The sequence below is a fragment of the Ensifer sp. SL37 genome (assembly GCF_026672675.1).
GTDB lineage: Bacteria > Pseudomonadota > Alphaproteobacteria > Rhizobiales > Rhizobiaceae > Ensifer > Ensifer adhaerens.
Genome location: NZ_JAPPRN010000002.1, coordinates 111,024 through 125,467, shown reverse-complemented (window position 1 = coordinate 125,467; position 14,444 = coordinate 111,024). Strand labels below are relative to the sequence as shown.

Genomic DNA, 14,444 nt, shown 5'->3' with positions numbered 1-14,444 from the left:
GACTTTGGCATAGATGCCGGAAACAGGAGAGACCATGACGAGACGACCGCGCCGGAACCACAGCCCGGCTTTCAAGGCGAAAGTGGCGCTTGCCGCGATCAGAGGCGAACAGACGCTGGTGGAACTGTCCCAGCAGTTCGACGTGCACGCCAATCAGATCAAGCAGTGGAAAGACCAGCTCCTTGAGGGGGCGACGGGCGTTTTCGGCGATGAAGCCAAGACAGAACCGACGACACCCACAGTCGATGTCAAAACACTACACGCCAAGATCGGCGAGCTGACGCTGGAGAACGATTTTTTGTCCGGTGCGCTCGGCAAGGCGGGATTGCTGGGCGGAAAGAAATGATCGACCGCACGCACAGACTGTCGGTCGTGCGCCAGGCGAAGCTTCTCGGCTTCAGTCGTGGCAGCGTCTATTATTCTCCGCGTCCAGTGTCGGACGGCGATCTGGCGTTGATGCGCCGGATCGACGAACTACATCTCGACTACCCGTTTGCCGGGAGCCGGATGTTGCAAGGGCTTTTGAAGGCGGAAGGACTGCAAGCGGGACGGTTGCACGTCGCCACGCTGATGAAGAAGATGGGCATCGAGGCGATCTACCGTCGCCCGAACACCTCGAAACCGGCACCAGGTCACAAGGTCTATCCCTATCTCCTGCGAAAGCTGGCGGTCACCAGGCCCAATCAGGTCTGGGCGATGGACCTGACCTATATTCCGATGGCGCGCGGCTTTGTCTATCTCTGCGCTGTCGTGGACTGGTTCAGCCGGAGGGTTCTGTCGTGGCGGCTGTCGATCACGATGGAGACGGCCTTTTGCATCGAAGCGGTCGAGGAAGCACTTGCTCGGTATGGAAAGCCCGACATCTTCAATACGGATCAGGGCTCGCAGTTCACCTCCGTCGACTTCACTGCCGTGCTGAAGAAGGCTGAGATCGCCATCTCGATGGACGGCAAGGGCGCGTGGCGGGACAATGTCTTCGTCGAGCGGCTCTGGCGGTCGATCAAATACGAGGAGGTCTACCTCCACGCCTACAAAACCGTGTCCGAGGCCCGCGTTGGCATCGCTCGATATCTGTCCTTTTACAACACCCGACGCCCACATTCATCCCTTGACCGGCAGACGCCGGATCAGGCTTACTTCAACGCGCTGACACCGATGATGGCGGCAGCATAATCGAGGCGGAAATCCACTTAGCAAAACGCCCGAAACTGTTCAGACAAACCGAGCCAGCTCTCATCGCGGAGCAAGAGCTCCAATCCCTCGGAAGTTGGGGCGATCGTCAGGGACGAGGCAACCGCCCCCATCAATTGCGCCGGATCCTCGATAGGCTTTAGCGTCCCGTCGTCGTCCAACACCTCGACCGGTCCACGGTTTTGAAAGGTCCCGGCAGGCGCGCGGTAAAGGTCGCTAAAATAGAGTACGCGGTTGGACGGCAAAAGCGGCAAGCGAGCATGGTGGCCGTCGGCTGCCCATTGCAAACCGGCGGGATCGATGAGGCCCTCGGCAAAGAGGCAACGGATAAGACGGTTGATCGCGTTGCAAGAAGCGTTTGCCCGGAAGTCTGGATCATCGGCGCTGCCGTGATCAACTGTGGGCGTCATTCTCGTGTCCATCAGACTGCCTCCGGCCATTTGTTTGGCACATACTCAGGTGCGTCCCCGGCCAGCCCACCGTGATAGTCGCAGGCCCAGCGATAGGTCTTGGCGATCGCTGGAGCCGGTACACCAAGCCGTTCCGCCATCAAGATCAGCAGCTTCTGCCCGAAAGCGATATCCTCGTGAAACGCACGGCTATCGCGGTCGATAACGAGCCCGGGCCCATGTGGGTTGACAACGAGCGGCGCACGAATGTCCGCGTAGGCGCGATTTGTGCGCAGCAGCGTATACATGGTTCGAATCGCCATAGGCCTCGATCAGTTCCTGCTGAAGTGGTTTAACGGAGGAGAGATCGATGCCGAGGCGCGTCTCACATGCCCGCCGGATCGCCTGGTTTTCGCATCGCACGCCTCCAGGAGTTCGGCGCCTGCCTGCGGGCAATCGCTCCACCAGCACAGCGGCCGATCAAACGGCGCGGTCTCGAAGGGAGCGCCGGGCCCGATGAGCGAATAGAGCACGGCAGGGTGCATAAGGGCGTTGCCCGGCGTCAACGTGATCTCAAGATAATCGTTTAGCAACGTGACCGGCGCCTCATAGAGACGGTTGAGCATCGAAGCGAGCGCGACGCCGCTCTCACCATTTTCACGACGATGAAGCGCAGCAAAAAGCTCGGCCTTGGCGCCCCCCATGCGCACGCGCTTGCCGGCATCCAGATCGAATGCAATATGGGGTACGTCCTTCAAACCCCATATCACCACATTGTCCTGCCCAACGAAGGCCTTTTCCGCCAGCCAATCGAAACCGCAGAACCCGGGAATGGCGCCGACAAAAACGGTTCGGTCTTTCGCTAGATGCAACGCGATATGACGCAGTAACGCAGGACGCACCTGGGCCGGCTGCGTTATGATCACGATGTCAGCCTTTGCAAGGGCCAGGACCGGTTCCGTCCCGACATAGTCGGGCCTGGCGTTCAAAACCCGATCGTCTCGGGTTACTGCCTGCCAAAGAGCGTCGCCGCGCTTCCACCTTTCCGCAACCGGTTGGGAGGCGGTCAGAACGGAAACCTCGATACCGGGGACCTGTTTGAAGAGCACCGCATTCAGTTGGCCGGTGCGGCCCGCACCACAAATGCACACCTTCATGCGACGCGCGCCGTTTTAACGAGCCATGCATCCAACTGTTCCGCAATTGCTGGATCGAGCAAGCGACGCTCCGCCATCCATTCATCGTCGAAGATCGTGCCCAGGTATTTTTCGCCGCCATCGGCAACGGTGGTCACAACCGTGCCCGTGAGCTTGCCTGCGACGATGTATTCCAAGGACTTGAAGATGGCGCCGCCAGTCGAGCCGCCAACGAGCAAGCCTTTTCGCCGGGCAATGTAGCGCGCGGTTTCGAAGGCTTGTGGATCTGTGACCTGCACGCCTTCGTCAATGCAGCCGTAGTCGAGGACCTTGCCGACTTCGTCGCCGGCAGGCGTACCCGTGCCGGATTGGAAATAGGCGTGGCCCGGCTTGCCCGAAAACGATTGACCCGGCCGGCTCGACAGCGATCGTGCGCACCGCTGGACTGTGGTGCTTCAACCGCTGTGCGATACCGGTCATCGATCCGCCAGTGCCGACGCAACCGACAAACGCGTCGATGCCACCGGGAAGTTGAACAAGCAGTTCGTCGACGAGTGCTGCGTAGCCTTCCGGATTGGCCGGGTTGTCGGACTGGTTCATGAACAGGGCGCCGGGGAGTTGCGCCCCAAGTTGCGCGGCCAGACGCTGCCGTTCGACGACGGCGACCTCATCCTCACGAAAATCGCCCTCGACATAGCGAATTTCGGCCCCAAGGGCTCGCATCATTCGGATCTTGTCGGGTGCTGCATGGTGATCGACCACGGCGATAAAACTCAGTCCGAACTCTAACGCTGCAAGCGCCAGGCCGGTGCCGGTGTTGCCGGAAGAGGATTCGACGATTGTCCCGCCGGGCGCGAGCCGCCCGTCGTTCAGCGCGGCCACCACCATGCTGCGCGCCATGCGATCCTTCATCGAACCGCCAGGGTTGTTCTTCTCGATCTTGAGGACCAGGGTGGCGTTGCGGTCCGGTACGACGATCGACATGACCGGCGTCTGGCCGATCAGCTGCGTTACGGTCGTATGTAGCATCTAAACCTCTCCAATTATATCGGGAACAAGTGTGGACCGCCCATGCGCGTCCTCAATGACGCAGAGACGGGAGGGCATGGGATGGCGATGGAACTCGTTTTCGAGAAGATCCATCTGGTAGCCGCCGGTATTGGCGAAGACCAGAAGGTCTCCGACCACCGGCGCAGACGGATAGGTCAGCCATCGGTTGCTGAGAATGTCTTCGTCCAAGCAGCTGTGGCCGGCCAGATAGGCGCGGATAGGCTGCGACTGAGTGGTGGTCTGTGAAGCCGGCACAAGAATGGGATCGACCAGAAACTCGGAGGAAAACCAGGTTTCGCAGGCGCTGAAGCTGCTGCCTTCAACAAAAATGACGTGCGTATCCGGCCCCAACGCCTTCACCCGCAATGTCCGGAAGATGCTCACGGCGGCCTGATCCGCAAGGGCCCTTCCAGGCTCCATTGCCAGGGTCAAACGCTCCTGCTCGAGATACGATAGGACGGTGCGACCGTCGCCCATCCGGGCCTGCACCAATTCGCTCATCCAAGCGGCAGCAGAAAGAGCACCCATAAGGGTAGAACGAACCGGGCACCGTTTCGGTACGGTAGTCCTGCCGTATCTGTCGTGCCAGATACGCCTGGTAGGCAGCCCCGTCGACATACTGAATGGGCAATCCCCCACCAATGTCGATCATCGTCGGCGAAAGCCCCAAGCGCCGAGCTTCGGCAATAAGGTCTGCGGCCTCGTTCAGCGCGGCAAGACGGGTCTGCCAGCTATAGCCACTGAGATGGAAATGCAGTCCATCGAAGCGCAGTCGGCTTTCGCCGGCAAGCAGAGCCAGGCAATGGATGACGGCTTGGGCCGACATTCCGAAGCGGCTCTTTTTCTGGTCCTGCGGCTTAAGCCGCAGCAGGACCGGCTGCGGCCCGACATTTGCGGGCAACAAGGCGATCAAGTCCTGCAGTTCTTCCGGAGAATCGATCGATATCAGCGCATTGCAGTCGAGCAGTTCTTGATGAAACGCGCGCGTCTTGGCCGGCCCCGTTGCAACCAGCCTCGCGCCGTTAGCCCCAAGTCTGAGCGCATCGCGCAGTTCGTAAAGGCTGGAGACGTCGAGCCCAGCCCCTGCGTCAAGCGCTGCCCGCATGAGCCCGGGTGATTTGTTGACTTTCACCCCGTAATAAATCGCGTGCTTGACGCGGTGTTCCGTCAGCACCTCTTGCAGCGCCGCAAGATTGTCCTTCAAAGCGTCCTTCCAGATGAGATTGAGTGGCGAGCCGTGGCGGGCGACCCAATCAAAAAGGACGGAGCCGTTTTTTTCGAGCAACTCTTTGACCGCAGGGCGCAAAATGGGCGGCAAGCCGGCGGCGTTTTTGTGGCCATGCAACGTCATCTGCCAGCCTCCGCAGCAGGGGCCAACGTTGCCTGCACAGGAGCGCATCCGAACAGGCGCTCGAGCGGCACATTGCATCGCGGCAGTCCGCTGTCAAAGATGTGGCGCGTCGTCTTATAGGGAAATTTGCGGCCGCTGCGCGCCATCTCGAAGATTGCAGCGGGAGTTATCGCTTCGCCGGGACGCCAGCTCTCAACCCGCACGGAACTGTAGTCGAGAAGGACGACCGGCACTGCTGCAAGGCGGAGGCGGTGAGCGACTGTTAGACGGTGATGGCCGTCCATAACGAACAGCGCGTCCCTTTCGACCGTTATCGGCGTCGTCCATCTGCGCGCTTTCAAGATCTTCGCCTGCAACGCGTCTACGCTGTCGTGGTCCACCTCTTCTGTTGGTATCAGTGTGCTGGTGAGAGAAGGCAATATTCCATGCGGTCTGGCCTCACGCTAGGTTTCTTGGCGCTCGTATCTTGAGTATGAAGCTCAAGATAGCGACGGAGGGCCGTTACCATAGGTTTTGGCTAATGGCGCAATAAGGAGCAGAACCACGGATCGGAGGGCCGACGGTGACCGTCGCCTGGTTCAGCTGAGCCGAGCTTCCGTTCAAGACCGTCGGCGCGCCTTTCAAGATCACCAGCTGCAAAAAGCTCCGTCGGTCAGGCACATGTTTATCGGAGATCGACGCGTCTTACCTTCCATAGGCCCGAACTTCCGACTTTTCTGGCGCCTGTAGCTCTGATTGGCCGTGCAGCCATCCCATGGGTTCGCCCCCTGATTAACGGCGTTCACGCCAGGACGAACGCCTTCTAACACGGCTGTGTGGTGCGTGCGCATTTGCGAAGGCTCTGGCGATCCATTCCGCCAAGATCTAAAGCAGCGGGACGTCCACGAAGGACGCACCCGGCTCGTCGATAGCGTCATCCCTTCATCTGCATCTGCGCCGTTTCGTTGGGTGGCTGGCGGGTACACGAGAACAAAATCACGCACCGGAGACCGACTTGACCAAGTGGGTGCCCCTTTGGGACTTCGCCGCTCTCATCCGAAAGCCTCAGCCGCCTTCCTAGGCGATGTTGGACGGCGATGGGTCTTAAGCCGGAGAGGTTCCCCGTGTAATTGAAACTCACCGCCGGCAACCCGGTTCATTGGACCAACCAGGACAACTCAAAGTCCGTAAGCTCCATTGACCATAAAAAAGGCCGGGGTCCAAGGACACCGGCCAAGCACTTCGACCTCTAGGAGGGAGAGGTCATATAGATACCATAGGAATACAATAGCTTATCGGCAAAGAAGCGCTAAAGTCCTCGACGTCTTCCACCCAGAGGACAACCGACCTGCGCCCTTCCCTCTTCAGCCGCGAGCTATGACGGAAACTGGGTGATGACGGCTTGATGAGGGCGGCGTATCGAGGCGGGTGACAAGCCTGCCAGAACCTCATGAAAGAGCGATACGCCATGAAGACAGATAGCACTGTTGTTTCCTTTCCGCATCCCGAGACGCTCGATGATCCCCTGACATCGGTTCTACGCGAAGGCGCGCGCCGGCTTCTGGCACAGGCCGTGGAGGCGGAAGCCGAGGCGTTTCTTGCGGCCATGGCCAGCGAACGCCTGAGCGATGGGCGGGACCGGGTGGTGCGGCACGGCCATGGGCCTGAAAGAACGATCCAGACGGGGATCGGTCCGGTTGCGGTGCGCCGCGTCAAGCTGCGCGACCGGGCTTTGGAGACTTGCGGCGAGGATCGCATCACCTTCACGTCGGCGATCCTGCCGAAGTGGGCACGACGCACGAAGAGCCTCGACGCTCTGCTGCCGGTCCTTTACCTGCGCGGCATCTCGACCGGCGATTTCCAGGAGGCGCTTGCCGCCTTACTCGGCAAGGACGCACCGAACCTGTCCCCCTCGGTGATTGGCCGGCTGAAGGAGGAGTGGCAGGCCGACTATGATCGCTGGCAACGCCGCGACCTGTCAGCCCGCCGCTACGTCTACATCTGGGCCGACGGGGTCTATCTTCAGGCACGCATGGAGGACGATGCCGCTTGCATGCTGGTCGTCATCGGCGCGACGCCGGAAGGCAAGAAGGAACTTGTCGGCTTTCAAGTCGGCGTGCGCGAAAGCACCCAGAGCTGGCGCGAGCTGCTCGTCGGGCTGAAGGCCCGCGGGCTTTCGATTGCGCCAGAAATTGCCGTGGGCGACGGCGCGCTCGGCTTCTGGAAGGCGCTGGAGGAGATATTCCCTTCGACCCGCCATCAACGGTGCTGGCAACACAAGCTCCTCAACATCCTCAACAAGGTGCCGAAGTCGGTGCAGCCGAACATGAAGGCCGATCTCAGGGAGGTCCGCGATGCCCCGGATCGGGCAACCGCCGAGGTCGCGATCGCCGTCTTCGTCGACAAATACAAGGCCAAATATCCCAAGGCCGTCAACTGCCTGACGAAGGACCACGAGGCATTGCTGACCGTCTTCGACTTCCCGGCCGAACACTGGGACCATCTGCGCACCTCGAACCCGATCGAAAGCGTCTTCGCCACCGTCAGGCACCGCACGGTGCGAACCAAGGGAGGCCTGTCCCACAACACAGCACGGCTCATGGTCTTCAAGCTCGTCATGAGCGCCGCCAAAACCTGGCGCCGGCTGAAGGGCGAAAATCAGTTGCCAAAGGTCATCGCCGGCGTCAAATTCACCGACGGTGTCGCCGAAACGACGACCCCTGACCATCGCGCCGCCTGATCGGCCTCGTCACCCATTTCCCGCCATAGCTCTTCAGCCGCAAGCTGAAATGCGTTAGCAAGATCGCATCCACGCATCACGGAGCGGCGATTGGTTGATCCGATGGCGACTGGCCGATGCGGAACCGGCCGCTTGCCATGCACATCAGACGACAACGCAAAAACACAAACTTGAGACCCTGCACTCATGGCGGGCTACGCCGGTTGCCCACCCATCTGCCTGAACAACCAAGGCCTCATGAGAGACAATATCCTCGGAGTTTGTCGCAACGATTGTTGAACGCCCGATATCCACGCTTACCCTTCGCCGAGCAAGTGAGCAGCATCACACGCGATGGCCTAGAAGGTGACCTTTTGCCAGATGCGCTCATGTTCAATCGGCGATAGCGCCCGGGCACGCGCGCAAGTCACGCGCGGCTGCAATCGACGAACACGGATCGCGACTAATAATTGAATAAGCCAGAGGCGGCGCCTTCTTCACCGCAACCCATGACGATCGGCGTTCGCCACTCCTTACACAGGCGCACCAATGAGATGGTTCTATCTGGAAGGGTTCGATAGCGTATATCGTCACCCAAGACGTTTCCGCCAGCTCGCCCACTGCAAAAGGCGGGCCTTCACCAGGCTAGGCGATCAACTGAACGCGCCAGACGCGCCGATCGTGACCACGATCGACCATCCGCCCCTGCCGGACCCATCATGTAGGCCAGATTGCCGGTAGGCACTCCCCATTTTCTTCGCAGCAACGACCATAAGGTCCCCACATCGGCTACTTTGTGGCAAAGTCCGACGGACTTTGCCTTGCCGATCAATCGCTTCTGCTTGCGGAAAGGTGAAAGGGTGTTGGCGCTCGTAGCGAGACGTCGAACCCTTGCGTGCAGGAACGGTTACTATCTGAACCAGCAGCCTTCCTGGACGCGCTTCGAACGTACCTGCATCTCCGGCCGAAGCGGGTGTGACGGAGGATATCGAGCGCACTTTCTCATCCGGGCTACTCGGACACCATTTGCGCGACGCTCCTTCTTGGGCCCGCCCAAATACGCCCGGCCTGTCTGCGCTATATTCCAGTTATATCCTTATAGGCTTCCTTTCGGTCTAAGGAGTGAAACCGCGCAAACATCCGCGCGGTTAAGCTTCGCGTGGGTGGTCGGCAGGAAAACATATGTTCGAGATCTTTGCCTTCGTTGCCTTTATCCTGGCTCTTTCGGCGTCATCCCGCAGCCGTAAAACGGCAAAGCGGCTTAACACAGAGCTTGCAGCGCTGAAGGTCGAGATCGATCGCCTCAAGACCTCGTCGAGCGTCCAGGAAGAAGAAACGACAGGCGCACCTGTACCTGGATCACCAGTGGAGCCGCTGATCATCGGAAAAGCGGAGAAAGCCATCGCGGGCCACGAGGCCATCGATCCCAGCGCCGAAACGCCGGAGCCGCACACGACCGAGCCACGTCAGGCCGAAAGCCTGGAAAGCCGCCTCGGTGCACGCTGGGCCGTATGGGTCGGCGGTATCGCGTTAGCGCTTGGCGGTACTTTCATGGTCAAATATTCGATCGACGCCGGCCTTCTAAGCCCGGCCGTGCGCTTGACGCTCGCCGCTCTGTTCGGGCTCTTGCTGTTGGTCGCTGGCGACATCATTCGCAGGCGGGCCGTGCCGGCTATTGCCAATGAGTTCCAGAGCGCAATGGTCCCGGGCATTCTATCGGCCGCCGGCGCCCTCACTCTGTTTGGCGTCGCCTATGTCGCTCACGCCGTTTATGACTATATCACAACCGCGCCAACTTTCTTGCTTTTGGCCACAATTTCGCTTGCGACCGTCGGGTTGTCGCTCTTGCACGGACAGGCGCTCGCCGGGCTCGGCTTGCTTGCGTCGATGACGACGCCACTGCTTGTCTCAAGCAACTACGCGCGCCCCTGGTTGCATTTCGGGTTCCTGTCGGTTGTCTGGCTAGCGACCCTCCTTGCGTCGCGGTTGCGGACATGGACGGTGGTCCCGACGCTTGCCAATGTCGGCATCGGGCTTTGGGGCCTCGCCTATGTCGCAGCCATCTCTCCTTTCGAGGCAAGGCCCGTCACTTGCGCGTTGCTCGTCATGATCGTCGGTATCGGACTGATCTGGCCGGGCGTCTCCGAGCGGCAACCTGCGCTCGAGCCACCCGAGGTGCTTGGGGCAGCCGAAGCGACGTCGCCCGCCGGAGCGGTCTGCGGACCATGGAGGGACCTGTTCAAGCCGCCGCATGCGGCAATCTCCTTGTCGGCCGCGATTGTCGCGACGGTCCTGGCTTTGGTGTCCTTTCTGCGCTCTTCGTTTTGCTCGGGGGGGCGTTCTGTCACGCCGTCTCACCGACCATCCACAGTACTCCATCCTTTGGGCTGGCATTGCCGCGGCTGGTGCGGTCGCGCTGACAGCCATGTCGTTCCTGATGACTGGCAATTATCTCTTCGACCTGCCGCACGGACTGTTCTCGCTCGTGGCGGGTGTCGCGTTGTTCGGCCTTGCCGAGTGGATCTACCGGGACCACGCATTAGCAAAGGCGTGCGACAAGGCCGCCGGATTGCTGGTGGCCGGCTCACTTGCCTTCTTCGTTCTCGCTCTTCACGCGCTCACCAACGGGCTGGTCACAACGCTTGCGACTGCCGTCCTCGGATCGACCTATGCGCTCGCAACGCGCATCCGCAGATGGCCAATCTTGCCTTGGATGACCTGCGCCGCGGCCGAGGTTGTTCTTGGACGGATCGCGTGGGAACCGACAATTGTCGGCGCCGCCGATCTCGGCACTATGCCGGTGTTCAACGCACTTTTCCCAAGATATGGCATACCGGCCGCGCTCCTCTCAGCCTCCGCTTACGCTCTGCGTTCCTGGCCGGATCTACGTGCGCGCAATTTTCTCCAGGCGATGGCCAGCCTCTTCGTGCTGCTCACCGTCGCAATCCTCGTGCGACATGCGATGAACGGCGGCGTGCTCGATAGCTCCGTGCCGACGCTTGGCGAACAGTCTATCTATACGCTGCTTGCGATCGGCGCTTCGGCAATCTTCATGACATTCGACATGAAGTCTCCAAGTCCAGTGTTCCGCTATGGTGGCATGGGGCTCGGCGTTCTCTCAATGCTGTCGGTGCTTTCGACGCATCTCTTTGGGCTTAACCCCTATTTTAGCGCAGAACTCCTGGGACGGATACCGTTCTTCGACCTGCTGCTTATCGGATACTTGCTCCCGGGCCTCGGCTATGCGGGCCTTGCGCGGTATGCGCGCGGCAAGCGGCCGTGGCCATATATTGCCGCGCTCGCGATCAGCGGCGCCGTTCTCGTCTTTGCCTGGTCGAGCCTCACGGTCCGCCGCCTTTGGCAGGGGGAAAGTATCGCGCACTGGAAGGGCTTCTTCCAGGGAGAAACCTATACCTATTCAGCGGTCTGGTTGCTGCTCGGTGTCTTCATGCTGGTCGTTGGGTCGCGCTTCCACGCCAAGAGCATCCGCATAGCGTCGGCGGTCGTTGTCTTTGTCGCGGTCCTCAAGGTGTTCCTGATCGACATGCCCAGCCTCGAAGGCTTCCTACGGGCGCTGTCCTTCATTGGGCTCGGCGGTGTATTGATCGGCATAGGCCTCTTTTATCAGAAGCTTCTCTCAAGGATTAGCGCTGCTTCGCCAACGGCTTCGAGCCCAACGGGTCAGACATAGGCAGCTTTCCCTCCATTTCTGGAGCGCGACGCTGGAGGCGGGAGTACCGCCAAACTGTGCACGATCACTGCCGTCCACGCCTGGGCCGTAAGCGGCTCCTTTTCTGATCTTCCGCCGTCTTTTTCTTCTCTTGAAAAGGAATGGAACTGATGAAGGTATCACGCTTTTTCCTGCCTAGGAGGCATCCGTCAAGAAACAGAACGTTTGTCTTCTTGAGAGCTCCGCCTAAAGTCAGGAACGCGCCCGTGAGCTCATTTAAGCCACACCAGATTGAGGACGACATTGCAAGGCTTATGAGGTTCGTCACGGATCTCACATCAGACGCGTGAAGTGTTGCAGCCTGCTCCCCGCCGAGAAGCTCGCTCACAGAAAGGCCAGAAGCTTTGACAAGAACATGCCCCTGGCAAGTCGCGGTCCACTGCCACCAGCTTGATGGCCTCGCAGGCCAAGACGGCTGTCCAAGACCACTATGTCAGGATCGAGCGGCAAGACGAGAACTGGGATATCTATCAAATCGCCATGCCAAACGATTGAGCTCGCTCGCCATTCTAATGAAGCCCACGTAGCGGTCTAAACGACAGGACAACGCAAGACTTTCGTATTGCAGGTTCGCAAGACAGTAGCCGAGCCTCAAATCCAGCATGCCCCCCCGAACAGTGCCCATCAAGTAGTGCCCCTATTCAGGGGCATCGGCAACACCAGGACCGAGAGGAATTTTGCTCTGATGGGGTCATTCAGCCGGTTCGACATTGAGGAGGAATGATGGCCGAACTCACCTGAATGACCCCTGACCGCCTAGGAGGCGGCTCCAGTTCGCTAGCATGGATCCAATCTAATAGCTCAATAAGGGCTTGATTTATCGACAGAGAACGCAATCGGCACGACCGGCCGCAACTCGATCGAAACGATCGCCCGTGTGAAGCTCGGCCGCGCACGTCTCTGGCGGACTCGGCTCCCTCGTCTGGGCGACTGGGTATCCGCAGCCGGTCCGTAAGCGCCAGTCCGCCATAAGACGTCCGCTCGCCGACAAGGTCGGCAGGCGGTACGCGTTCAATTGGCTCATTCATCGCTCAAATTTCAGTTGGACAGGCTCCAAAACCCTCGAACTCACGATGAGTATCTCCTCGAATCCATCGAGGAGATACACGGCGATAGTTCATTTTTGGGGTTCGCCACTTTCCCTCGGCCGAAGCTTAGGCACGTTGTCTGATCATCTGTGCGCCCCAGACGTCCCGCTCTTCTGCCGCGGCTTGAACAACGATTCCACCGTTCCGTCGTACGACACCGATCTCCCGTCCAGAATGAACCACGGCGTTCCCTTCACGCCAAATTTCTTCGACGCTTCCGCTGTCGCACCCTTTAGATCCGCCAGAAGGGCGGTGTCGGCAACGGCCTTGTTGAAGGCGCTACCATCGATTCCAGCCTCGGAAGAAATAGATCGCAGTATCTTTTCCTTTTGATCGGACTGCTTGATCTCCTCAAATCTTGCGGTGAAGGCGGAAAGCGCTGACTCCTTGCGCAACTGCGAAACATTGTCCAGCACCATGAAGATGACGGCGTCGACACTGTTTCGAACGAACGGCCTCAACTCTATCCTCAATGTGCCGTCTGCAACATAGCGCTTCTTGAGCTCAGGCAGGATGCGCCGTTCAAAGTCGACACAGTGCGAACATGTCGGCGACGTGTAGACCACGAGTGTCGACGTCGCGCTCTGGTTGCCCAAGTGTATCGCATGGGCGCTTTCGGCCTCCGGTGGCGCCCCGGCGTAAGAAGGGGAGGAAAATGTGGGGCACGCAATCACGAGTGCCGCGAGAATCAGAGAACGCATCGATCACCTTCTTCCATAATTTCATGTCCACCGTGTTTGAGTGGAGACCTTGTCCGTCAGAACATTCATTCACAAAGGGAGCGCGGAAATTCGCATGTGACGTTTCCCGCGCTCAGGGAACCACCGCGGTGGTGTCTTTTTGCCTTTAGTCCGTCAAGCTCTCAGGCGCCTGCTGAACGCCCGTTACTTATGCGAGAGAAACGCGCGGTTCACGTTTCGTCGCGAAGCGGCGCATCCCCTGTTTTCCAGCCATACCAGCTGTAATCCTCCGGACGATCCGCAAAATTGGGGAATGCTGATGGGTCATATTCGCCATCCACAGATACAGCATGGAATGCATCGCTGGATTTGGTCCATCCATAAAAGTGCTGTGTGCCGTACTTGGTGCCGTCAACATTGTAGTAATCTGCCGTGTAGCCCTGCCAGGCAGCATCATAAGGACGCGACTTGTCGGCAATCGCGGCAGCAAGCGGACCTCCAACACCGGCGAAAGAGCCTCCAAAAAATGCAGACGCAACCATGAAATTGCTGTCGTCACTCGTTGTCAGTGCCGGCTCATGGGTTTTTACATCGACGTAACTGCCGTCGGAAAAAGTAAAACGCCGCTGGTTCTGGGAGGTTGTAATCTCGCCGTGTTTATCAAAGATGTTGGCGCCCTTCCCGTGTTGAAAGAAGCGCGCCTGAGTGTCCCAGCCTTGGTAGTAGGCGTCAGTTGCAGAAGTAACGCCTTCCGGGACGCCTTGACCGTCAGCAGATGCGCCAGGAAGGCTGCATGTCCCAGAGCTGCTCGCAGCGCCGGAGCGAGATGGCCGCTGCCCGCTTTGGTAGTCTAACCGTCCCTGCGGACTATTCCTGATCGCCTGCCTCTGAGTTTCCGCTATCTCAAGCTCATCAAGAGGCCGACCGCGGGTCAAGCACGCGACATTGTTGGCCGCAATGGTCTCAAGCTGCGGCGGCTGCTTCGGCTTTTCTTTAGCGCGCCTAGCAGCCGCTTGCGCTTCCTGTGCCTCACTCCGCGTCATGGCATTTGCGCGCGGCCTCATCGTGTAATTATTGACGCCATCCATCTAAAATTCTCCGCCTCGCATCCAGCAAGGTTTCTTTGGTTGA

At 59.4% G+C, this 14,444-nt stretch carries 5 protein-coding genes and 5 pseudogenes; 3 read left to right on the top strand and 7 right to left on the bottom strand.

All coding sequences use genetic code 11. The features are described from left to right. Positions 1-34 precede the first annotated feature (34 nt). Positions 35-1,173, top strand: a protein-coding gene (locus OVA00_RS08300; RefSeq protein ID WP_192445889.1) for an IS3 family transposase whose coding sequence is annotated in 2 segments (ribosomal slippage) — positions 35-293 and positions 293-1,173 — 1,140 coding nt in all. Because the reading frame shifts where the segments join, the coding sequence is not laid out codon by codon here. A 17-nt stretch (positions 1,174-1,190) separates the two neighbouring features. Here OVA00_RS08300 and OVA00_RS08295 read toward each other — a convergent pair. The 5 genes and pseudogenes from OVA00_RS08295 to OVA00_RS39975 form a co-directional block, all read right to left on the bottom strand. Beyond that, on the bottom strand, positions 1,191-1,601 hold the full coding sequence (locus OVA00_RS08295; RefSeq protein ID WP_268088589.1) for a hypothetical protein: 411 nt from the start codon (positions 1,599-1,601) through the stop codon (positions 1,191-1,193). Between the two features lie 11 nt (positions 1,602-1,612). Continuing rightward, a pseudogene (locus tag OVA00_RS08290) lies at positions 1,613-2,737 on the bottom strand (NAD/NADP octopine/nopaline dehydrogenase family protein). After that, positions 2,734-3,745, bottom strand: a pseudogene (locus tag OVA00_RS08280) (PLP-dependent cysteine synthase family protein). Before OVA00_RS08280 ends, OVA00_RS08290 begins: the two co-directional pseudogenes overlap by 4 nt. Further along, positions 3,746-5,117 (bottom strand): annotated as a pseudogene (locus tag OVA00_RS08275) (Y4yA family PLP-dependent enzyme). Further along, positions 5,114-5,544: pseudogene (locus OVA00_RS39975) on the bottom strand (ParB N-terminal domain-containing protein). The pseudogenes OVA00_RS08275 and OVA00_RS39975 overlap by 4 nt, the downstream one beginning before the upstream one ends. 1,020 nt (positions 5,545-6,564) lie before the next feature. Between OVA00_RS39975 and OVA00_RS08270 the strand changes: the two are divergent. Together OVA00_RS08270 and OVA00_RS39970 are read left to right on the top strand one after the other, a co-directional pair. Next, positions 6,565-7,836 carry an IS256 family transposase gene (locus OVA00_RS08270; protein ID WP_268088860.1) on the top strand — a complete coding sequence of 424 codons (1,272 nt, stop codon included), beginning with the start codon at positions 6,565-6,567 and terminating at the stop codon, positions 7,834-7,836. A 1,161-nt stretch (positions 7,837-8,997) separates the two neighbouring features. Next, positions 8,998-11,506 (top strand): annotated as a pseudogene (locus OVA00_RS39970) (DUF2339 domain-containing protein). Between the two features lie 1,210 nt (positions 11,507-12,716). Here the strand turns inward: OVA00_RS39970 and OVA00_RS08255 are convergent. Next, positions 12,717-13,334 (bottom strand): DsbA family protein, encoded by a 618-nt coding sequence (locus tag OVA00_RS08255; protein WP_268088585.1) that lies wholly within the window; start codon positions 13,332-13,334, stop codon positions 12,717-12,719. Between the two features lie 209 nt (positions 13,335-13,543). Further along, entirely contained in the window at positions 13,544-14,401 is an 858-nt protein-coding gene (locus tag OVA00_RS08250) for a hypothetical protein (RefSeq protein WP_268088584.1), read from the bottom strand. Positions 14,402-14,444: the final 43 nt, after the last annotated feature.